The sequence below is a fragment of the Thauera sp. WH-1 genome (assembly GCF_047806685.1).
In the GTDB taxonomy this organism is placed as follows: Bacteria; Pseudomonadota; Gammaproteobacteria; order Burkholderiales; family Rhodocyclaceae; genus Thauera.
Window position 1 is genome coordinate 118477 of sequence record NZ_JBLQGP010000013.1, and the last position, 20477, is coordinate 138953.

At 67.7% G+C, this 20477-nt stretch carries 19 protein-coding genes; all 19 read right to left on the minus strand.

Going from position 1 to position 20477, the window contains the following annotated elements:
* Window positions 1-63: 63 nt before the first annotated feature.
* Window positions 64-1611, minus strand: coding sequence for an amidophosphoribosyltransferase (gene purF, locus ACMV5O_RS13920; protein WP_416164009.1), 1548 nt, complete (start codon window positions 1609-1611; stop codon window positions 64-66).
* A gap of 10 nt (window positions 1612-1621) precedes the next feature.
* Complete coding sequence (locus tag ACMV5O_RS13925; RefSeq protein WP_416164010.1) at window positions 1622-2113, minus strand: CvpA family protein; 492 nt, start codon at window positions 2111-2113, stop codon at window positions 1622-1624.
* A 9-nt stretch (window positions 2114-2122) separates the two neighbouring features.
* A complete protein-coding gene (locus ACMV5O_RS13930) occupies window positions 2123-2818 on the minus strand; it encodes an SPOR domain-containing protein (RefSeq protein ID WP_416164011.1) in 696 nt (231 codons plus the stop codon).
* A 9-nt stretch (window positions 2819-2827) separates the two neighbouring features.
* The gene (folC, locus tag ACMV5O_RS13935; protein ID WP_416164012.1) at window positions 2828-4150 is read right to left on the minus strand and encodes a bifunctional tetrahydrofolate synthase/dihydrofolate synthase; all 1323 of its coding nucleotides are present in this window, start codon (window positions 4148-4150) and stop codon (window positions 2828-2830) included.
* Window positions 4150-5028: an acetyl-CoA carboxylase, carboxyltransferase subunit beta gene (accD, locus tag ACMV5O_RS13940; RefSeq protein WP_416164013.1), complete on the minus strand. Its 879-nt coding sequence runs from the start codon at window positions 5026-5028 to the stop codon at window positions 4150-4152. The genes folC and accD overlap by 1 nt, the downstream gene beginning before the upstream one ends.
* Entirely contained in the window at window positions 5025-5846 is an 822-nt protein-coding gene (gene trpA / locus ACMV5O_RS13945) for a tryptophan synthase subunit alpha (RefSeq protein WP_416164014.1), read from the minus strand. Before trpA ends, accD begins: the two co-directional genes overlap by 4 nt.
* A 43-nt stretch (window positions 5847-5889) precedes the next feature.
* Entirely contained in the window at window positions 5890-7101 is a 1212-nt protein-coding gene (trpB, locus tag ACMV5O_RS13950) for a tryptophan synthase subunit beta (protein WP_416164015.1), read from the minus strand.
* Window positions 7088-7711, minus strand: coding sequence for a phosphoribosylanthranilate isomerase (locus ACMV5O_RS13955; protein WP_416164016.1), 624 nt, complete (start codon window positions 7709-7711; stop codon window positions 7088-7090). Before ACMV5O_RS13955 ends, trpB begins: the two co-directional genes overlap by 14 nt.
* Window positions 7712-8509, minus strand: coding sequence for a tRNA pseudouridine(38-40) synthase TruA (gene truA / locus ACMV5O_RS13960; protein WP_416164017.1), 798 nt, complete (start codon window positions 8507-8509; stop codon window positions 7712-7714).
* Window positions 8506-9114, minus strand: a complete 609-nt coding sequence (locus ACMV5O_RS13965; RefSeq protein ID WP_416164018.1) for a CbiQ family ECF transporter T component — start codon at window positions 9112-9114, stop codon at window positions 8506-8508. Before ACMV5O_RS13965 ends, truA begins: the two co-directional genes overlap by 4 nt.
* A 66-nt stretch (window positions 9115-9180) precedes the next feature.
* Entirely contained in the window at window positions 9181-12378 is a 3198-nt protein-coding gene (locus tag ACMV5O_RS13970) for a FimV/HubP family polar landmark protein (protein ID WP_416164019.1), read from the minus strand.
* A 211-nt stretch (window positions 12379-12589) separates the two neighbouring features.
* Complete coding sequence (gene asd, locus ACMV5O_RS13975) at window positions 12590-13723, minus strand: aspartate-semialdehyde dehydrogenase (RefSeq protein ID WP_416164020.1); 1134 nt, start codon at window positions 13721-13723, stop codon at window positions 12590-12592.
* Between the two features lie 54 nt (window positions 13724-13777).
* Complete coding sequence (gene leuB / locus ACMV5O_RS13980; protein ID WP_416164021.1) at window positions 13778-14842, minus strand: 3-isopropylmalate dehydrogenase; 1065 nt, start codon at window positions 14840-14842, stop codon at window positions 13778-13780.
* Between the two features lie 36 nt (window positions 14843-14878).
* Window positions 14879-15517, minus strand: coding sequence for a 3-isopropylmalate dehydratase small subunit (gene leuD, locus ACMV5O_RS13985; protein WP_416164022.1), 639 nt, complete (start codon window positions 15515-15517; stop codon window positions 14879-14881).
* Entirely contained in the window at window positions 15517-15645 is a 129-nt protein-coding gene (locus ACMV5O_RS13990; protein WP_416164023.1) for an entericidin A/B family lipoprotein, read from the minus strand. The genes leuD and ACMV5O_RS13990 overlap by 1 nt, the downstream gene beginning before the upstream one ends.
* Window positions 15646-15673: 28 nt before the next feature.
* Entirely contained in the window at window positions 15674-17083 is a 1410-nt protein-coding gene (gene leuC / locus ACMV5O_RS13995) for a 3-isopropylmalate dehydratase large subunit (protein ID WP_416164024.1), read from the minus strand.
* A gap of 71 nt (window positions 17084-17154) precedes the next feature.
* Window positions 17155-17970 carry a M48 family metallopeptidase gene (locus tag ACMV5O_RS14000; protein WP_416164025.1) on the minus strand — a complete coding sequence of 272 codons (816 nt, stop codon included), beginning with the start codon at window positions 17968-17970 and terminating at the stop codon, window positions 17155-17157.
* 37 nt (window positions 17971-18007) lie between these two features.
* Window positions 18008-19141: an MFS transporter gene (locus ACMV5O_RS14005; RefSeq protein ID WP_416164026.1), complete on the minus strand. Its 1134-nt coding sequence runs from the start codon at window positions 19139-19141 to the stop codon at window positions 18008-18010.
* 32 nt (window positions 19142-19173) lie between these two features.
* A complete protein-coding gene (gene aroC / locus ACMV5O_RS14010; RefSeq protein ID WP_416164027.1) occupies window positions 19174-20304 on the minus strand; it encodes a chorismate synthase in 1131 nt (376 codons plus the stop codon).
* Window positions 20305-20477: the final 173 nt, after the last annotated feature.

A 20477-nucleotide genomic window follows, 5' to 3' on the forward strand; every position in this document is an offset into this window, starting at 1 on the left:
TCGGGACTCTGGCAGCTTCAATCAAAGGGGATGACGCGATGGCGAACGGCGACGATACCGCGCTCAGCGCTCGCCGCTGGAGGCGAGATTGAGATCGAGCTGTCCATCCCCGTTGTCATCGCCATGATCGCCGTGGCCGGCCTTGCCCGGCTTGGCCTCGCTGCGCTGGCTCTCGACGCCGTTGAGGTACTCCGTGGTGATGTCACCGGTGATGTAGCTGCCGTCGAAACAGGAGGTCTCGAAGAAGCTCAATGCGGGATTGAGCGCGCGGACGGAGGCCTTCAGGTCGTCCAGATCCTGGTAGATCAGCCCATCGGCGCCGATCTCGCGACAGATATCCTCCTCGCTGCGGTCCGATGCGATCAGCTCACCGCGCGTCGGCATATCGATGCCATAGACGTTGGCATAGCGCACCGGCGGCGCCGCCGACGCGAGATAGACCCGCGTGGCGCCGGCCTCGCGGGCCATGTTCACGATCTCGCGGCTGGTCGTGCCGCGCACGATCGAATCGTCCACCAGCAGCACGCTCTTGCCCTTGAACTCCTGATGGATGGTGTTCAGTTTCTGCCGAACGGACTTCTTGCGCGTCGCCTGGCCCGGCATGATGAAGGTGCGGCCGATGTAGCGGTTCTTGACGAAGCCTTCGCGGAATGGCAGCCCGAGGCGCTCTGCCATCTGCATCGCCGACGGGCGGCTCGAATCGGGAATCGGGATGACGACGTCGATTTCCACCTTGGGCATGGTGCGCTTCATCTTGTCGGCGAGGAACTCGCCCATCTTCATGCGCGACTCGTACACCGACACGCCATCGATGATCGAGTCCGGCCGTGCCAGGTACACGAACTCGAACATGCAGGGCGCGTGCACCGTCTTCGCCGCACACTGTCGACTGTGAAAACGCCCATCGACGTCGACCAGCACCGCCTCGCCAGGCGCCACGTCGCGCAGCAGGCGAAAGCCGAGCACGTCGAGCGCCACCGACTCGGACGCCACCAGCCACTCGGTGGCGCCGTCGAGCTCGTTACGGCCGATCACCAGCGGCCGGATGCCATAGGGGTCGCGGAAGGCGAGCAGGCCGTAGCCGGCAATCATCGCCACCACCGCATAGGCGCCGCGACAGCGCCGATGCACGCCGGCCACCGCGGTGAAGATCGCCTCCTCGTCGAGCTTGAGGCCCTTGCTCGCCGCCTGCAACTCGTGCGCCAGCACGTTGAGCAGGACTTCGGAGTCGCTGCTGGTGTTGATGTGACGCAGGTCGGACAGGTACATCTCGCGCTTGAGCGCTTCGGAGTTGGTCAGATTGCCGTTGTGCGCGAGCAGCAGACCGAAGGGCGAATTGACGTAGAAGGGCTGTGCCTCGGCCGCGTTGTAGGCCGAGCCCGCGGTCGGGTAACGCACGTGGCCGATACCCCAGTTGCCGGTGAGGTCGCGCATGTTGCGCGTCCGGAATACGTCCCGCACCAGGCCCGGACCCTTGTGCATGTGAAAACGCCCGCCTTCGGAGGTGGCGATCCCCGCTGCGTCCTGACCTCGGTGCTGCAGAACCTGCAGACCGTCGTAGAGGAGCTGGTTGACCGGAGAAGTGGCGACGACACCGAGAATTCCACACATGCGAGTAGGCCTATCTGAATCGAATCTTGTCGGCTACCTCGTCAGGTAGCCAGGGTTTGGCGGCGATGACCGCCGATTCCATCGGCGGCGCGAAAAGGGCCTGGGACCACCAGGGCTCGCGCGACACGCCTGCAATGCCGCCGATCAACACGACGACGAAGGCGATTGCCAGCCCGCGTACGACACCGAACAGCGCACCGAAGAATCGATCGGTCGCACCCAGCCCGGCTGCGCGCAGCAACTCCCGCAACAGGTAGCGCAGCAGCGCAGCGAGCAGCAGCACGCCCACCACCACTAAGGCACCGCCCGCCACCTGCCGCCACACGGGTTCGACGATGATGCCGTCGAAAAACGCCGCCGCCTGTTCGTTATAGCGCCATGCGGCAAAAAGTGCTGCCACCCAGGCCAGCACCGCCATTACCTCGCTGACCAGGCCGCGCCACATGCCGATTGCGGCCGATAGCCCAAGCACACCCAGAAAAACGTAGTCGAAAACCGTCATTGGAGACAATCAGCGAGGTTGCAGCACGGCCTGATGCCCACCCGCCTTGAGCCGCGCGAGGACGGCGTCGGCGGCGGCCCGACCCGCAATCGGCCCGACCCGCACCCGTGTCACGCTGCCGGCGCGCTCGGTATAGGCCTGAAAGCCCTGCGCCTTGAGCTCGTCCGCAAGGCGGCCTGCCTTGCCTGCGTCGCTGAACGCGCCCACCTGCACGATGAAAGCCTCGCCGCGCGGCGGCACCGGCTGGCCGCTGAGGATCGCCCGTACCCGCGCCTCTTCGTCCACCGCGGCCACGGGTGGGCGCGGCTCGGGCGCCGCCGTTGGCCGCGCCGGGGGCTCCTGACGCGGGACGGGCGGCGTGCTCGCCGGACGCGGGGTCGCGGCCGGGGATGGCGCCGGCTCAGCTGCAGGCGGCTCGGCCGCCGGCGCTTGCGCCTCGGGCGCAGCCATCAGCTTGTCGTTGTGCGCCGCTTCATCCTCTTCGGGAATCGGCAGCGGCGCCGGCACGGCTGCCGGCTCGGCACTGGCGAGCGGGCGCCGCGCGTCACGGTCTGGAATCGTGACCTGGATGTCCTGCACGGCGGGATGCGGCTCCTGGTCCATCATCATGGGCAGCACGATCGCCGCCAGCAGGGCGAGCGCAATGGCGCCGACCAGCCGCCGCCGCGCCCGCTTCTTGATTTCCAGGTTGTCTGCGTCACTCACCGGAGAACCTCATCGGTGCCGCGCAGCCTTGATCGCCGCGAGCACGTCCGCCACCGTCAGGAAGGAACCAAAGACGACGATTCTATCACCCTCCTGGGCAGCTTTTTGCGCCGCAGCAAAAGCCTCGGCCGGCGAACTGAAACAGTGCATGTCGCCCTTGCCGCCGGCTGCGCGTAGCCGCCCGACCAGCGACTCGGCCGCCAGTCCGCGCGGACCGGGCAGATCGGCGAGCAGCCAGTGGTCCACCCTGCCGGCCATCAGCGCGCACACCCCTTCGACGTCCTTGTCGGCGAGCATGCCGAGCACCGCCCAGGTCTCGGGGTAGAAGCCCATGCTGCCGAGATTCTCGGCCAGCACGCCAGCCGCCTGCGGATTGTGCGCGACGTCGAGGACCACCGCCGGCCGACCCGGCAGCACCTGGAAGCGCCCCGGCACCTCGACCAGCATCAGTCCCTGGCGCAGGTGCTGCATCGATACCGGGAGTCGCGTGCGCAGGCACTCGAGCGCCGTGATCACTGCAGAGGCGTTGAGCAACTGGTTGGTGCCACGCAGGGCCGGATAGGCCAGCCCACCGCGCTTGACCAGGGGACCCTGCGCCGGCGGCTCGGCATAGCGCCAGTAGCCCCACTGTTGGCGATCGCCGCCGAAGCCGAAGTCGCGCCCGCTGATCCACAGCTCGGCGCCGATCGTCAAGGCATGCTCGACCAGGCTGGCGGGCGGCTGGGGGTCGCCGCAGACCGCCGCTCGCCCGGCACGGAAGATGCCGGCTTTCTCGAAGCCGATGGCCTCACGCGTATCGCCGAGGAAGTCCATGTGATCCATCGCCACACTGGTGACGATCGAACAATCGGCGTCGAACAGATTGACCGCGTCGAGGCGTCCGCCAAGGCCCACCTCGAGGATGATGACGTCGAGCCGCACGGCGGCGAACACCGCCCACGCGGCCAGCGTACCATGCTCGAAATAGGTCAGCGGCGTGTCTCCACGCACCGCCTCCACCGCCTCAAAGCCGGCGACCAGTTGGGCGTCGCTGGCGTCCTGGCCGTCGATGCGCACGCGCTCGTTGTAGCGGATGAGGTGCGGCGACGTATAGCAACCGACGCGATACCCGGCCGCAAGCAGGATGCCCTCGAGCATCGCGCAGCAAGAGCCCTTGCCATTGGTGCCACCGACGGTGATCACCACCGCGTCCGAGCTGACCGCCATCGCGTCCTTGACTTTGCGCACGCGCTCGAGGCCCAGCTCGATGCGCTGCCCGTGGCGCTGCTCCAGCAGGGCGAGCCAGCCCTCTAGCGTGGCCGGAAGGCCCGCATTCAAACCCACGGCAGACATCAATCGCTCACCGCGTCGGCAGGTTGACGCGTCAGCATGGCGAGCACGCCCGCAAGCTGGTCGCGCAGCTCGCGACGGTCGACGATCAGGTCGACCGCGCCCTTCTCGAGCAGGAACTCGGCGCGCTGGAAGCCTTCGGGCAGCTTCTCACGTACCGTCTGCTCGATCACGCGCGGTCCGGCGAAGCCGATCAGCGCACCGGGTTCGGCAATCACCACGTCGCCCATGAAGGCGAAGCTGGCGGACACGCCCCCCATGGTCGGATCGGTGAGCACGGTGACGAAGGGCAACCTGCGCTCGGCCAGGCGGGTGATGGCGGCCGTGGTCTTGGCCATCTGCATCAGCGACAGCAGGCCCTCCTGCATGCGCGCGCCGCCCGAGGCGGTGATGCAGATGAAGGGCACGCGCTGCTCGAAGGCGCGCTTGGCGCCACGGACGAAGCGCTCGCCGACGACCGAGCCCATCGAGCCGCCGAGGAACTCGAACTCGAAGCAGGCAACGACCACCGGCAGACTCTTGATCGCGCCCTGCATGACGACCATGGCATCGGCCTCGCCGGTGTCGGCCGTGGCGGCCGACAGGCGCTCCGGGTACTTGCGAGAATCCTTGAACTTGAGCGCATCGACCGGCGTGACCTCGGCGCCGATCTCGACCCGGCCTTCGGCATCGAGCAGCACGTCCAGGCGACGGCGCGCACGCAGGCGATGATGATGTCCGCACTTGGGGCACACCCCGAGATTGCTGTCGAGGTCGGCGCGGTAGAGCACGGCCTCGCAGCCTTCACACTTGCTCCACAGGCCTTCGGGAATCGACTTGTTGCGTGCCGAGGTCTCGCCGCGCTTGATCTTAGGCGGCAGCAGCTTCTGCAACCAGCTCATTGACGTGCTCCTTTGCCGGCCGCGAGTTCGTCGAGCGCCACGCGGATATCGCGCATGAATGCCGCGACCCGCGGCACTTCCTCGCCCGGATTGTGTTCGATTTCCTCGATGATGCGGCTGCCGATCACGACCGCATCGGCGACGGCGCCGATGGCGCGCGCGCTGGCCGCGTCGCGAATGCCGAAGCCCACGCCCACCGGCATGCCGACCGCGGCGCGGATCTGCGGAATGCGGCGCGCCACTTCCTCGACGTCGAGCTTCGCACTGCCGGTGACGCCCTTCAGCGACACGTAATAGATGTAGCCACTGCCCGCCCGCGCCACGTCGGCGTAGCGCTGCTCGGATGAGGTCGGCGCCAGCAGGAAGATCGAATCGAGGCCGCCGGCCTTGGCCGTGGCGGCAAAGCCGACGCACTCCTCGGGCGGATAATCCACCACCAGCACCCCATCGACGCCGGCGCCGCGCGCATCGGCGACAAAGCGCTCGGCCCCCATGGCCTCGATCGGGTTGGCGTAGCCCATCAGCACCACCGGGGTGTCGGCATTCGTCGCACGGAAGGCGCGCACCAGCTCGAGCACCTTGCGCAGACTCATGCCCTGCGCGAGCGCGCGCTCGGAGGCGCGCTGGATGGTCGGGCCGTCGGCCATCGGGTCGGAGAACGGCACGCCGAGCTCGATGATGTCGGCGCCGCCCTCGACCAGCGCATGCATCAGCGGCAGGCTCAGCTCGGGGCCGGGAAAACCGGCGGTAACGAAGGGGATCAGCGCCTTGCGGCCCTCGGCCTGCAGGCGCTGGAAAACGGTCTGGATTCTTGACATGTCTCGATCACACTGCGGGCCGCAGATGCGGCCCGGGGCAGGTTCAGAACTGGATGCCGGAACGTTCGGCGACGGTGTGCATGTCCTTGTCGCCACGGCCGGAGAGATTGACCAGCAGGATCTTGTCCTTGGGCAGGGTCGGCGCGAGCTTGGCAGCGTAGGCCAGCGCATGCGCGGACTCGAGCGCCGGGATGATGCCCTCGAGCCGGCACAGGTCATGGAAGGCCCGCAGCGCCTCGGCATCCGTGATGCCGACGTAGTCGGCGCGCGCGGTGTCCTTGAGCCAGGCATGCTCCGGGCCGACGCCCGGATAGTCGAGGCCGGCCGAAACCGAATGGGTCTCGATGATCTGGCCGTCCTCGTCCTGCAGCAGGTAGGTGCGGTTGCCGTGCAGCACGCCGGGGCGGCCGGCGGTCAGCGAGGCCGAATGGCGGCCGGTGTCGAGCCCGTCGCCCGCCGCCTCGACGCCGACGAGCTTGACGCCGGGCACGCCGATGTAGGGATGGAAGATGCCCATCGCATTTGAGCCGCCGCCCACGCAGGCAAGCACGTAGTCCGGCTGGCGCCCCACCATCTCGGGCATCTGCTCGATGCACTCCTTGCCGATCACCGCCTGGAAGTCGCGCACCATCATCGGGTAGGGGTGCGGGCCGGCGACGGTGCCGATGATGTAGAAGGTGTCGGCGACGTTGGTGACCCAGTCGCGCATCGCCTCGTTGAGTGCGTCCTTGAGCGTCTTCGAGCCCGACTCGACCGGCACCACGGTGGCGCCGAGCAGCTTCATGCGATAGACGTTGGCCGCCTGGCGCTTGACGTCCTCGGCGCCCATGTACACCACACACTCCATGCCGTAGCGCGCGGCCACGGTGGCGGTGGCGACGCCGTGCTGGCCGGCGCCGGTCTCGGCGATCACGCGCGGCTTGCCCATGCGGCGGGCCACCAGGGCCTGGCCGATGCAGTTATTCACCTTGTGCGCGCCGGTGTGGTTGAGGTCCTCGCGCTTGAGGTAGATCTGCGCCCCGCCGAGCAGTCCCGACCAGCGCTTGGCGTGGTAGATCGGGCTCGGACGGCCGACGTAGTGCTTGAGCTCGTATTCGAACTCGGCGATGAATTCCGGATCGGCCTGGCAGGCTGCGTAGGCTTCGCGCAGCTCGGCTAGTGCGGGCATCAGCGTTTCGGAAACGAAGACGCCCCCGTACGGGCCGAAATGCCCGCTCGCATCGGGAAACTGGTAAGGCGTGTCAGCCATCTGCATGTCGAACTCCGGCTATGAAGGCGGCGATCTTCGCCGCGTCCTTGATTCCCTTGGCGCTTTCCACGCCGCTCGATACATCGACCGCCCACGGACGCACGCGGCGCACGGCCTCGGTCACGTTGTCTGCATCGAGCCCGCCGGAAAGCACAAGCGGCCGCACGAACCCGTCGGGGATCAGCGACCAGTCGAAAATCTTGCCACTGCCGCCATAGCCCTCGACGAAGGTGTCGACGAGAATGCCGCTGGCGCGCGGGTGAAAACTCGAGAATTCTAACAGATCGACCCCGGGACGCATCCGCGCCGCCTTGATCCAGGGCCGTCCGTGGCGGGCGCAATCAGACTCCGCTTCGTCACCATGGAACTGCAGAAGTTGCAGCGGCACGCGCGCGAGCACCGCGTCGACCTCATCCTGCGTCGCATTGACGAAGAGGCCGACCGAGGTCACGAAGGGCGGTAGCAGGGCGACGAGCTCGGCCGCCTGCTCGATGTCGACGGCGCGCGGGCTGGGCCGATAGAAGACAAAGCCGATTGCATCGGCCCCCGCCTCGACGGCCGCGCGCACATCTTCGGGCCGGGTCAGGCCGCAGATCTTGATTCGGGTACGGGACATTCAGACGAGGGGTAGCTGGGGCAGCGCGATGATACGCCCATCGTTGGGCAGCGGCCAGCGCGGCGGGTAGCTGACCCCGCACAGGTACAGGCCATCGGGCGCAAACGTGGGTGCCGCACGGGTGCGATCGCGCGCCTCCAGCAACTCGCGCATCCAGGCTACCGGGTAACGACCCTTGCCCACGTAGACGAGCGCACCGACAAGGTTGCGGATCATGTGATGCAGGAAGCCGTTGGCACGAAAGTCGAACAACAGATAGTCGCCCTGGCGGCGCACGCTCGCCTCGTGCATCAGCCGCACCGGCGTCTTCGACTGACAACCCGCCGCCCGGAAGGACGAGAAGTCGTGCCAGCCCAGCAGGCCGTCGATCGCCTGCGCCATGCGCGCTTCGTCAAGCGGAAGGTGGAACCAGCCCACCCTGCCGGCGAGCATCGCCGGCCGCGTCGGCGCGTTGTGCAGGATGTAACGGTAGCGCCGCTCGGTGGCAAGAAAACGGGCGTGAAAATCATCGCCCACTTCGGTGGCCCAACGCACCACCACCGCGCCCGGCAGCAGGGCGTTCACACCACGTACCCAGGCGCTGGTCGGGCGCTGCGCACGGGTGTCGAAATGCACCACCTGTGCGCTGGCATGGACCCCCGCGTCGGTCCGCCCGGCGCAGTGCAGGCGCACGCGTTCGGCAGCGATCCTGCTCAGCGCGGCCTCGAGGACGTCCTGCACGGTGCGGCCATGGGCCTGGCTCTGCCAGCCGCAGAAGGCATCGCCCGCGTATTCGAGACCCAGGACGATCCGCGTCATGCGAGGCTCCACCACAGCAGGGCGGCGAACAAGACGAGCGCAAACAGCGCATCGGCCCGACTCAGACGTTCGCGCTGCAGTCTGACCGGCTCGACACCGGCCGCCTCATCCTCGTCCAGCAACCACGCCTTCCAGTGCCCTGGACCGCTGCCGCGCGGCGTGGCCTCGACCAGGCGCAGCACCAGCAGCAGCCGCAGCGCAAGGCGCTCGGGCGGCACCCCGATCAGGCGCAGCGGCCGTGCCAGCGCGTGCAGGCCCGCGACCAGCCGGTCGAGCGACAGGCGCTCGAGCAGCAGCGCCACGGCACACACCACCGCCAGCAGCCGGCCCGCATGCAGCGCCGCGAGGGCGGCGCCTTCGCGCGTCGGTCCGAGCCGCGGCCAGTCGACGAGCAAGGCCTCGCCCGGCGTGAACCAGGCAAAGAGGATCACGATCGCCAGCAGCAGCACACGCACCCGCCGCACCAGGCGACGCGCCCGCGCAGGTGCGAGCAGCAGCGCGACAAGCACGCAGCCGAGCACGGCGATGGCCAGCGCAGACGGGGACAGCAACTGAATGGAGGCGACCGCGGCCAGCCACAGGAGAAGGATGAGTCCGGAGTGCATGGGGTGAACCTACAGGGTCGCCACGAGTACGGGCTCGTGGCGACCCTGCTGCGACGACGTCCCGGGTCAGCTCAGGCGACCGATCATCTCGCGCGCGACTTCCTTTTGCCGCGCCGAACCTTCGCCGAGCACTTCCTGCAACAACTCGAGCGCGCCCTCGTTGTCGCCCATTTCCTCATAGGCCCGCGCCAGTTCCAGTTTGGTGTCGGCCTCCTCGTTATCGACCTCACCCCCGCTTGCCGCTTGAGCAGGCGCATCGGCATCAAAGCCCGCATCGCCACCCGCTCCCTGTACCTGGCCAAGGTCGGTCGCCTCGGCCTCGAAGGGAACGACTTCGATCTCGGGAACGCCCTGATCGTCGAAGTTCTCCAGATCAAGATCGATGGAGGTCAGGTCGAGGCCTGCCGGGCCAATGGTGGCAGGCGTTTCGGGTGCCGACGGGGTGTCGATGTCGAAATCGAAGTCGAGCAGGCTGCTGTCGAAGCTGGTCTTCTCGAGGTCGACCAAGGGTTCGTCGGCCTTCGCCGCTGGCGCCGAACGGTCGCCATCAGGCGCCGGCGAACCCTCCTCATCCATGTCCTCCACCATCGCGTCGCTGCTCACCACGGTGGCGTTGAGATCGATGGCACTGGTCGGGGCGGTCGCCGTGTCGAGATCGGGTAACTCGAACTCGAGCGGGGCGGCGAAATCTGCGACGTTGTCCAGCATGGTCATCGAGTTCGCGGCATCCGAAGCCATGTCCGCGTCCGCCGCTGTGGGGGCGGCCGCGCCAGCGGGTGTGCTCGGCTCGTCGAAGTCGCCGATGTCGAGATCGAACACCAGACCGCCATCGTCCTCCTGACCGGCCGGCGGCGCAGCGCCTTCGGCCGCCTCGTCGGCCACCGTCAGGTCGATACCGCCGCTGGCCGGCTCGTCGCCGAGGTCGAGCTCGAAATCGATCACGCCGCTATCGGCGGGCAATTCGGGCGCCATGTCCGCCGGCTCCGGCTCGGGCGAGGCCTCGCCATTGCCGCTGGTCAGCTTGCTCAGATCACCCGGCACCGTCCATGTATCGCGCATCTGCGACAGGCTCGGTTCGATCTGGGCACTGGTGGTGAAGTCGAGCGACGACAGCTCATGCACCGCGGCCTCCGCACTGTCCTCCGCCTCCGGCGTGACAGCCGGCTCGCTCTGGGCCGGCGGCGCCGCCTGCGCGAGCCCGGCAGCCGTCAGGGCGGCACCGGCGGCGGCAAGGGTCGCCTCGCTGCCCGGTGCCGGCCCCGCATCGCGCGCGGGAGGCGCCGACGCCGTCGCGCTGCTGCCGATCTCGGTCTGCTCGCCCTTGTAGAGCGGATTCTCCGGCTCGAGCTTGCGCCCCATGGCGGCCGCCTTTTCCCAGTCGCGTCCATGACCGCCGGTGAGTGCGAACAGTTCGCTGGCAATGGTCTCGAACTGCCGGCTGTTGCGCCGCTGCGCGTAGATCTCGAGCAGCTTGAGCTTGATCGCCGCGCGCGTCGGATCGGCCTTGAGCGCGTCGAGCAGGATCTCCTCGGCCTGCGCATCCCGACCGTAGGCCATGTAGACATCGGCCTCGGCCACCGGGTCCACGCCCTCGTCGGTATCGATGGAGGACAGGCCCGACTGGCTGAAGTCGGTGTGCATGATGCTGGTGGCACCGGTATCGACACTCTGCCCACCAGTACCGCCGAAAACGGCCTGGCTGTTGCCGCCAAGGCTGCCGGCTTCGAGTTCGGCGGTCGCAGCCTGGATCTCGGCCTCCTTGCGCCGCTGTCGCGCCTTGAGCGCAAGCAATGCGAGCAGCAGGGCGAGGACGCCCCCGCCGGCGGCGACAACAGTCGGATCCTCGAGCAGCGAATCGACGAAACTCGGCTCGGCCGCCGGCGCGACGGGTGCGGCCGGCGCGGGCGGCGGAGCGGCAGGCGGGGCCGCCGGCGCGGCGGGCTGGACCTCGGCCGCCATCGGCGCGGCCGGCGCCGGGGGTTCGGCCACGGTCTCGTCCGCGGACGCAAGCTCGCCCGCGACCGACGCAGCCTGGCCGGCGCCAGGTTCAGCAAGCGCCGGCTCGGTCACCGGTTCGGCCGCTGCCTCCGCCGCCGCCGCTGCCTCCGCCGCCGCCGCGGGCTGCGCAGCAGCGGTGGGCGAATCGGGCTCGGCAGGCGGCTCGGCCGCCGCCCTCTCCTGCAACTGGCCCATGGTGCCGCTCTGCAGTTCGAGCAGACGCTGCAGGTCACGAATGCTGCGCTCAAGTTGCGCGAGGCGGGCGTTGGCTTCCTCGAGCGACTTCTCGCGCGAAGTGAGCTCTTCCTCCAGGACCTGGAGACGGGCTTCAGCGGAACCGTCAGCCGCGGCGGCCTCGCTGCGCGAGACTCGCACCTGATCGCCTGCCGCTTCGGGCCGCGCGCTCTCCTCGACACGGGGCACGATGCGGCCCGTGCTTTGCTGCTCTGCCTGTGCCGCCGGGACCGGTGCGCGAGCCGTTGCCGACGAGGCCAGCCCACGACGATAGGCTTCGAAATCGGCAGCCTGAGCGCGAATCTCGCGGCGCGCCTCGGCCGCATCGATGGCGCGCACGGCATCGGCGCGCGGTACGTTCAGCACCGCGCCCGCACGCAGGCGGTTGATGTTGCCGCCATCGAAGGCCTGGGGATTGGCACGCAGCAGGGCAACCAGCATCTGATCCAGCGTGGAGCCGGGCTGGACGTGCGCACTGGCGATGCGATGCATGGTGTCGCCACGGCGCACGGTGTAGGTCTCGGGCACTTCACGTACAGCCGGGGCGGCGCGTTGAGGAGCCGCCTGCGGCGGCGCGGCACGCGGTATGGGAGCGGCCGCCGGCGTGTCGACCGCGGCTGCCAGCGGGCGAGGTGCGGCGATATCGACGGGGTCAAGCAGGAATGTGTATTCGCGGACCAGCCTGCCCGACGCCCAGTTGAGCTCCACCAGCAGGTCGACAAAGGGCTCGTTGACCGGACGGTCGCTGCTCAGGCGGATCACCGGCCGGGCGGCCCGGGTGTCGACACTGACCCGAATCGCGCTGACCACGCTGCCGTAGCTCAGGTTGGCCTGGCGAAATGCGTCGGGCGAGGCGATACGAGCGCTCAACGACTGCAGTTCTTCCGCGGTCGCGCTCACCTGGATCTCGGCGCGCAAGGGCTGGCCAAGACCGCTGAACACGTTGATCTGCCCGAGGCCAGCCGCATGCCCGGCAAACGGCAGCGCTGCAATCGAGAGGGCGATCAGCGATGTCCTGAACGACTTTGTCATGTTTGGTTTCAAACCGCGTTTCCCCCGAAGCTGAGCTCTACGGTCAAGGACGTCAAGGATTGGCCTAGGAATCTAGCATTTTCCGGGTCTCCCCGCATTATAGAACCCTGATTCGGACGTCCTGCCGTGACGAAATACCGCATGTCCGAGGCCCCGCAGCAATTGAAAAAGGGGGCCGTAGCCCCCTTTAACGTCGCTGTCGGCGAAAACCTTAACGCTCGAGCAGAATGCGCAACATGCGGCGAAGCGGCTCGGCCGCGCCCCACAGCAACTGGTCGCCGACGGTGAAGGCGCCGAGGTACTCCGGTCCCATCGCCATCTTGTGCAGGCGGCCGACGGGGACGGTCAGCGTGCCGGTGACGGCGGTCGGCGTCAGCTCGCGCTCGGTGATTTCGCGATCGTTGGGGACGACCTTCACCCACTGGTTGGCGCCGGCGATGATCTCGCTGATCTCGTCGAGCGGCACATCCTTCCTGAGCTTGATGGTGAGCGCCTGCGAATGGCAGCGCATCGCGCCGATGCGCACGCACAGGCCGTCGATCGGGATCGAGCCCGGGCTGCGGAAGGCCGGGTTGCCGAGGATCTTGTTGCACTCGGCGCCGCCCTTCCACTCTTCCTTGCTCTGGCCGTGCTCGACCGGCACGTCGATCCAGGGGATCAGGCTGCCGGCGAGCGGCGTGTTGCGGAAGTTCTTTTTCGGAAAGGCGTCCGAGCGCATGGTCTCGGCGACCTTGCGGTCGATCTCGAGGATGGCCGAGGCCGGATCGGCGAGCAGATCCTTGACCGAGTCGTGGATGGTGCCCATCTGGCTAATGAGCTCGCGCATGTTCTGCGCACCGGCGCCCGAGGCCGCCTGGTAGGTCATCGCCGAGATCCACTCGACCAGGCCGTGCTTGAACAGGCCACCCAGGCCCATCAGCATCAGCGACACGGTGCAGTTGCCGCCGATCCAGTTGCGGCCGCCCTTGGAGAGCGCGGCGTCGATGACGTTGCGGTTGACCGGGTCGAGGATGATCACCGCGTCGTCGTTCATGCGCAGCGCGCTGGCGGCATCGATCCAGTGGCCGTTCCAGCCGGTGGCGCGCAGCTTGGGGAAGACTTCCTTGGTGTAGTCGCCGCCCTGGCAGGTGATCACGATGTCGCAGGCCTTCAGCGCATCGATGTTCATCGCGTCCTGCAGCGGCGCGGCGGCCTCCTTGCCGCCGAAAGACGGCGCCTTGCCGCCGGCGTTCGAGGTGGAGAAATACACGGGCTCGATGAAGGCGAAGTCGCCCTCTTCCACCATGCGCTGCATCAGCACGGAACCGACCATGCCACGCCAGCCAACCAGACCGACTCGATTCATGTTCATCACTCTCAACTAAGACGTTCTTCGAAAAACCGTTTCAGGCGCAAGAGCTTACAGCGCCGCGAGCACCGCGTCGCCCATCTCGCGCGTGCCGACGCGCTTGGTACCCGGCTCGTAGATATCGCCGGTGCGATAGCCCTGGGCCAGCACCTTCTTGACCGCGCGCTCGATGCGCTGCGCGGCCGCTTCCTGATTGAAGGTATAGCGCAGCATCATCGCCGCCGACAGGATGGTGGCGAGCGGGTTGGCGAGGTCCTTGCCGGCGATGTCGGGCGCGGAACCGTGCGAGGGCTCGTACATGCCCTTGTTGTCGGCATTGAGCGAGGCCGAGGGCAGCATGCCGATCGAGCCGGTGAGCATCGAGGCCTCGTCCGACAGGATGTCGCCGAACATGTTGCCGGTGACCATCACGTCGAACTGCTTCGGGTTGCGCACCAGCTGCATCGCGGCGTTGTCGACCAGCATGTGGGTGAGCTCGACCTCGGGAAAGTCCTTGCTGACCTCGATCGCGATGTCGCGCCACAGTTGGGTGGTCTCGAGCACGTTCATCTTGTCGACCGAGCACAGGCGCTTGCCGCGCTTCATCGCCGCCTCGAAGGCGACGCGCAGGATGCGGCGGATCTCGTACTCGGCGTAGATCATGGTGTTCCAGCCCACGCGCTGGGTCTCGCCGTTGACCTCGCGCAGCTCGATGCCGCGCGGCTGGCCGAAATAGATGTCGCCAGTGAGTTCGCGCACGATGAGGATGTCGAGGCCGGCGACGATCTCGGGCTTGAGCGTGGACGCGTTGGCCAGCTCCGGATACAGGATGGCCGGGCGCAGGTTGGCGAACAGGGCCAGCTCCTTGCGGATGCCGAGCAGGCCGAGCTCTGGGCGCTGGTTGCGGGGATGGTTGTCCCACTTCGGGCCGCCGACCGCGCCGAGCAGGATCGCATCGGCCGCGCGCGCGAGCTTGAGCGTGGCCTCGGGCAACGGGTTGCCGGTGGCATCCACCGCGCAACCGCCCACCAGGGCTTCTTCCATCTCGAACTTGAGATCGAGCGCATTCAGCACGCGCACGGCTTGCGCCATGATCTCGGGACCGATGCCGTCACCCGGCAGCACGCAAATCTTCATCGAATCGTCTTCCTTGGTTCGGTGAGCCAGGCCGGCTCAGGCAAAGTAATAGGGGTGTTCGGCGCGGCGCCTTTCTTCGAAGGCGCGGATCTTGTCGGCGTGGCGCAGGGTTAGGCCGATGTCGTCCCAGCCGTTGAGCAGGCATTCCTTGCGGAAGGGGTCGATGTCGAAGGCGATCGACTTGCCGTCCGGGCGGGTGATGGTCTGCGCGGCGAGATCGACCACCAGGCGGTAGCCCTCGGTCGTCTCGCACTGGCGAAAGAGCTCATCGACCTCGGCGGCATCGAGCTTGATCGGCAGCAGCCCATTTTTGAAGCTGTTGTTGAAGAAGATGTCGGCGAAGCTCGGCCCGATGAGCACCCGGAAGCCATAGTCCTCGAGCGCCCACGGCGCGTGCTCGCGCGAGCTGCCGCAGCCGAAGTTGTCGCGCGTGAGCAGGATCTGCGCACCCTGGTAGCGCGGCTTGTTGAGCACGAAGTCGGGGTTGAGCGGACGCTGGCTGTTGTCCTGGCCGGGCTGACCGACGTCGAGGTAGCGCCACTCGTCGAAGGCGTTGGGCCCGAAGCCGCTGCGCTTGATCGACTTCAGGAACTGCTTCGGGATGATCGCATCGGTGTCGACGTTGGCACGGTCGAGCGGTGCGACCAGGCCGTCCAGCTGGGTAAACGGATTCATTATTTCACTGCCCTCTGGATGGCCTCGCCACCCGCTTCAATGTCACGACCGACCCCTTGCACGGTGTTGCAGGCGATGGAAACGAAGCCGGCCGCAAGCGCGGCGGCAATCAGTGCAAACTTCTTCATTGCAGGGTCCTCAGACTGGTGCCGGCACTCAAGCCAGCGTGCGCACGTCGGTAAAATGCCCGGTCACCGCAGCGGCGGCGGCCATCGCCGGGCTGACAAGGTGAGTGCGGCCACCGGCGCCCTGACGGCCCTCGAAGTTGCGGTTCGAGGTCGAGGCGCAGCGCTCGCCCGGTTCGAGGCGGTCGGCGTTCATCGCCAGGCACATCGAACAGCCCGGCTCGCGCCATTCGAAGCCGGCGGCGAGGAAGATCTCGTGCAGGCCTTCCGCTTCGGCCTGGCGCTTGACCAGGCCGGAGCCCGGCACCACCAGAACGCGCTTGACGTTGTCAGCCTTGCTGCGGCCCTTGGCCACCGCGGCGGCCTCGCGCAGGTCTTCGATGCGCGAGTTGGTGCACGAGCCGATGAAGACCTGGTCCACCGGGATGTCGGTGATCGGGGTGTTGGCCGTGAGGCCCATGTACTTGAGCGCGCGCTCGATGCCCTCGCGGCGCACCGGGTCGGAGACGGCGGCCGGATCGGGCACACGCCCATCGACCGTGGTGACCATCTCCGGCGAGGTGCCCCAGGTCACCTGCGGCAGGATGTCCTCGGCATTGAGCTCGACGACCTTGTCGAACTCCGCCCCCTCGTCGCTGTGCAGGCTGCGCCAGTAGTCGACCGCCTGGTCCCAGGCCTCGCCCTTGGGCGAGAACGGACGATCCTTGAGATAGGCGATGGTCGTCTCGTCGACCCCGACCATGCCGGCGCGCGCACCCGCCTCGATCGCCATGTTGCAGATCGTCATGCGGCCTTCCATCGACAGCGCACGGATCGCGCTGCCGCCGAACTCCATCGCATAGCCGGTGCCGCCCGCGGTGCCGATCTTGCCGATGATGGCGAGCACGATGTCCTTGGCGGTGACGCCACGACCAAGCTGGCCGTCGACCTTCACCAGCATGGTCTTCGACTTCTTTTGCAGCAGGCACTGGGTGGCGAGCACGTGCTCCACCTCCGAGGTGCCGATGCCGTGCGCCAGGCAGCCGAAGGCGCCGTGGGTGGAGGTGTGCGAGTCGCCGCAGACCACGGTCATGCCCGGCAGCGTGGCGCCGTTCTCGGGGCCGATGACGTGCACGATGCCCTGGCGTTCGTCCTTGAACGGAAAGTAGGCGAGCGAGCCCACCTCGCGGATGTTGGCATCCAGCGTCTCGACCTGCTGGCGCGAGACCGGATCCTGGATGCCGAGATCCCAGTGATCGGTCGGCGTGTTGTGGTCGGCGGTGGCGACAATCGAGCTGATGCGCCAGGGCTTGCGTCCGGCCAGCTTGAGGCCCTCGAAGGCCTGCGGGCTGGTCACCTCGTGGACCAGGTGGCGGTCGATGTAGATCAGCGCCGTGCCGTCGGCCTCCTGGTGGACGACGTGACTGGACCACAGCTTTTCGTACAAGGTTTGAGCCTGCATCCCAGGAATTCCGCGTCAAGAAAAAAATTGATTATTTCACAAAGCTTACGAGACTGAACAGCACACGCCCGTCAGCGCCGCGCCGCCTGGTAGAGCGGCATGACGCGTGCGGCGTAGTCGGCCAGGTCACGCTGACGGTTGGCGTGCGAGGGGTGGGTCGACAACCACTGCGGCGGCGCCCCGGCCGACCGGGTGGACATCTTGTTCCACAAGCTGACCGCGGCACGCGGGTCGTAGCCGGCACGGGCGGCCAGCTCGACGCCGATGCGGTCGGCCTCGATCTCGTGCTCGCGCGAGTTGGGCAACTCGAAGGTGACCTTGGCGACCTGCCCCATGAGGTCCTGGCCGATCTGCCCCACGCCGAGCAAGGCCCCGGCGACCGAAACGCCGAGCCCGGTCGCCATCGATTTCGACACCTGTTCGCGTGCATGCTCGCGCAGCGCGTGCGCGATCTCGTGCCCCATCACCGCGGCGATCTCGTCGTCGGTGAGCTTGAGGCGCTCGATGAGGCCGGTGTAAATCGCCATCTTGCCGCCCGCCATGCACCAGGCGTTGAGCTCGTTGGAGCTGAAGACGTTCACCTCCCACTGCCAAGAGGGCGCATCCGCACGGAAGACGCCCGTCTGCGCAGTGAGCCGCGACACGATGGTGCGCACGCGTCGGACCGTGGCCGGGTCACGGTTAAGGGCGTTCTTCTGTCGCGCCTCCGCCAGCAACTGCTGGTACTGCTGGCGCGACGCCTGCTCGACCTCCTGGGCGGAGACCATCATCAACTGCGAACGCTGCACGCCAACCGCGCCACCGCCCGTGGTCTGCACGGTCTGGCACGCTGCACTCAGTGCCACCGCCAGCACGACGGGCATCACCCCCTTGGACATCCCTCTCATCAATCCAGCCTCCTCTATCCCTGCGCTCCCTCGCCTGTCACGCGCGACGCCAGCCCAGCGACAGCCAAACCAGCCCGCCGAGCGCAAACAGCGCACCCATGGTGAAAGTCCATTCGGCACCGAGCACCTCCCAGGTATAGCCGCTCAACAACCCGCCCAGCATGCCGCCGGCACCGAAGGACAGGCTGCCGTACAGCGCCTGTCCTCGCGCTTGGAGTCGCCCGGGGAACCACAGGTTCACCACCGCGATTGCGGCCGCATGATAGGCACCGAAGGTGGCACCGTGCAGCAGCTGGGCAAGCATGAGCACCGCCAGGCTGTCCGCCCCCCAGGCGATCATCAGGAAGCGCAGCACCGCGCAGGAAAAGGAGAACAGCAGGATCGCCCGCAGCGAGAAGCACTTCGCGATGCGCGGCATCAGCATGAAGACGACGATCTCGGCGAGCACGCCAAGCGTCCACATCCAGCCCACCAGGGCCTTGTCGTAGCCGTTATCGACGAGGAAGATCGAGTAGAAGACGTACAGCGCACCATGCGCGGCCGACATCAGGAAACACGCCCCGAGCAGCGCCCGCACCTCGGGCCGACGCAAGGTGTCGCCCAGACTTGCCGCCACACGCGGCTCGGGCGCGCGCCGGGCCTCGGGCACGAACAGGGCGCACACGAAGATGCCGAGCAGGATCGCCGCGGTGATCCACAGCACCGCGGCGATCGGCAGGTGGTCGAGCAGATAGCCGAGCGCGAGCACGGCCGCGATGAAGCCCACCGAGCCCCACACCCGGATGCTGCCGTAGCGGTGCCCCTCGTCGCCGAGATGGGCGAAGGTCAGCCCCTCGACCAGGGGCAAGGCGGCGCTCCAGAAGAAGGCCATCAGCGCCATCGCGAGGAACAGGCCGACGAAGTCCGTGGTGACGAAGAAGCCGACGAATCCCACCAGGGCCGCCAACGCCGACAGCCGCACGATGGCCATGCGCAGGGCGAGCCGCTCCGCCAGCCAGCCCCACAGGTTGGGCGACACGACCCGCATCACCTGCATCAGGGACATCAGGATGGCGATGTCGGTGGCCGACAGCCTGATCGACTGCAGGTAGAGCGTGAAATAGGGCGCAAACGCGCCCACGAAGGCGAAGTAGAAAAAGTAGTAGGCCGACAGGCGCCAGTACGGAACCATCCCGACCGGGTTCGCGACCGACGCCCCGCCGCTCAGCGCGGCGACGGCAGGCGCTGACTGCCCCCGGGCGCGAGCGCGGCGATGCGCGGCGTGTCGGTGCGCACGTCGCCGCACTGCGCGCGATGACGCAGCGCATGGTCGATCAGCACCAGCGCGAGCATGGACTCGGCGATCGGCGTGGCGCGGATGCCGACGCAGGGGTCATGGCGGCCATGCGTGTTGACGATGACCGGATTACCGGCGCGGTCGATCGAGCGGCGGTCCAGCCGGACGCTCGAGGTGGGCTTGATCGCGATGCTGGCGATGATGTCCTGGCCGGTGGAGATGCCGCCGAGGACACCGCCGGCGTGATTGGACAGGAAGCCTTCGGGCGTCATCTCGTCGCCGTGCTCGGTGCCGCGCTGCGCCACCGAGGCAAAGCCGGCGCCGATCTCCACGCCCTTGACCGCGTTGATGCCCATCATCGCGTAGGCGATGTCGGCGTCCAGGCGGCCGTACACCGGCTCGCCCCAGCCCACCGGCACGCCGCTGGCGACGACGTCGATGCGCGCGCCGATCGAGTCGCCAGACTTGCGCAGCTCGTCCATGTAGGTCTCGAGCTGCGGCACGATCGCCGCATTGGGCGCGAAGAATGGATTGCCGTCGACCTCGCCCCAGGACACGAAGGGAATCTCGATCGGCCCGAGCGCGGTCATGCAGGCGCGGATCACGATGCCGTAGCGCGCCTTCAGCCACTTTTTCGCGATCGCGCCGGCCGCCACCCGTACCGCGGTCTCGCGTGCGGACGAGCGCCCACCACCGCGGTAGTCGCGCAGGCCGTACTTCTGCAGGTAGGCGTAGTCGGCATGCCCGGGGCGGAAGGTGTCGGCGATGTTGCCGTAGTCCTTGCTGCGCTGGTCCTGATTGCGGATCAGTAGCGCGATCGGTGTGCCGGTGGTGACGCCCTCGAACACGCCGGACAGGATCTCCACCGAATCGGGTTCGCGACGCTGGGTGACATGGCGCGAGGTGCCCGGCTTGCGGCGGTCGAGCTCGGCCTGGATGTCGGCCTCGCAGATCGCCAGCCCCGGCGGGCAACCGTCGACGATGCAGCCGATCGCCGGACCATGCGATTCGCCAAAGGAGGTGACGGTAAAGAGCGTGCCGAGGGTGTTGCCGGACATGGAAGTCTCTCTTTTCGCCTTCGCGGCGGGCGCAGCCGACCGGCACGCGCACACGCTGCGCAAGGCATCTCAAATGAACGGGGACGGGGCGCGAGTCTAGCAGCCTGTCGGACTTGAAGCGGGCGGACGGCGTACCGGCCGGCGGGTTTTCATGATGTGAAAAATAATCGGCA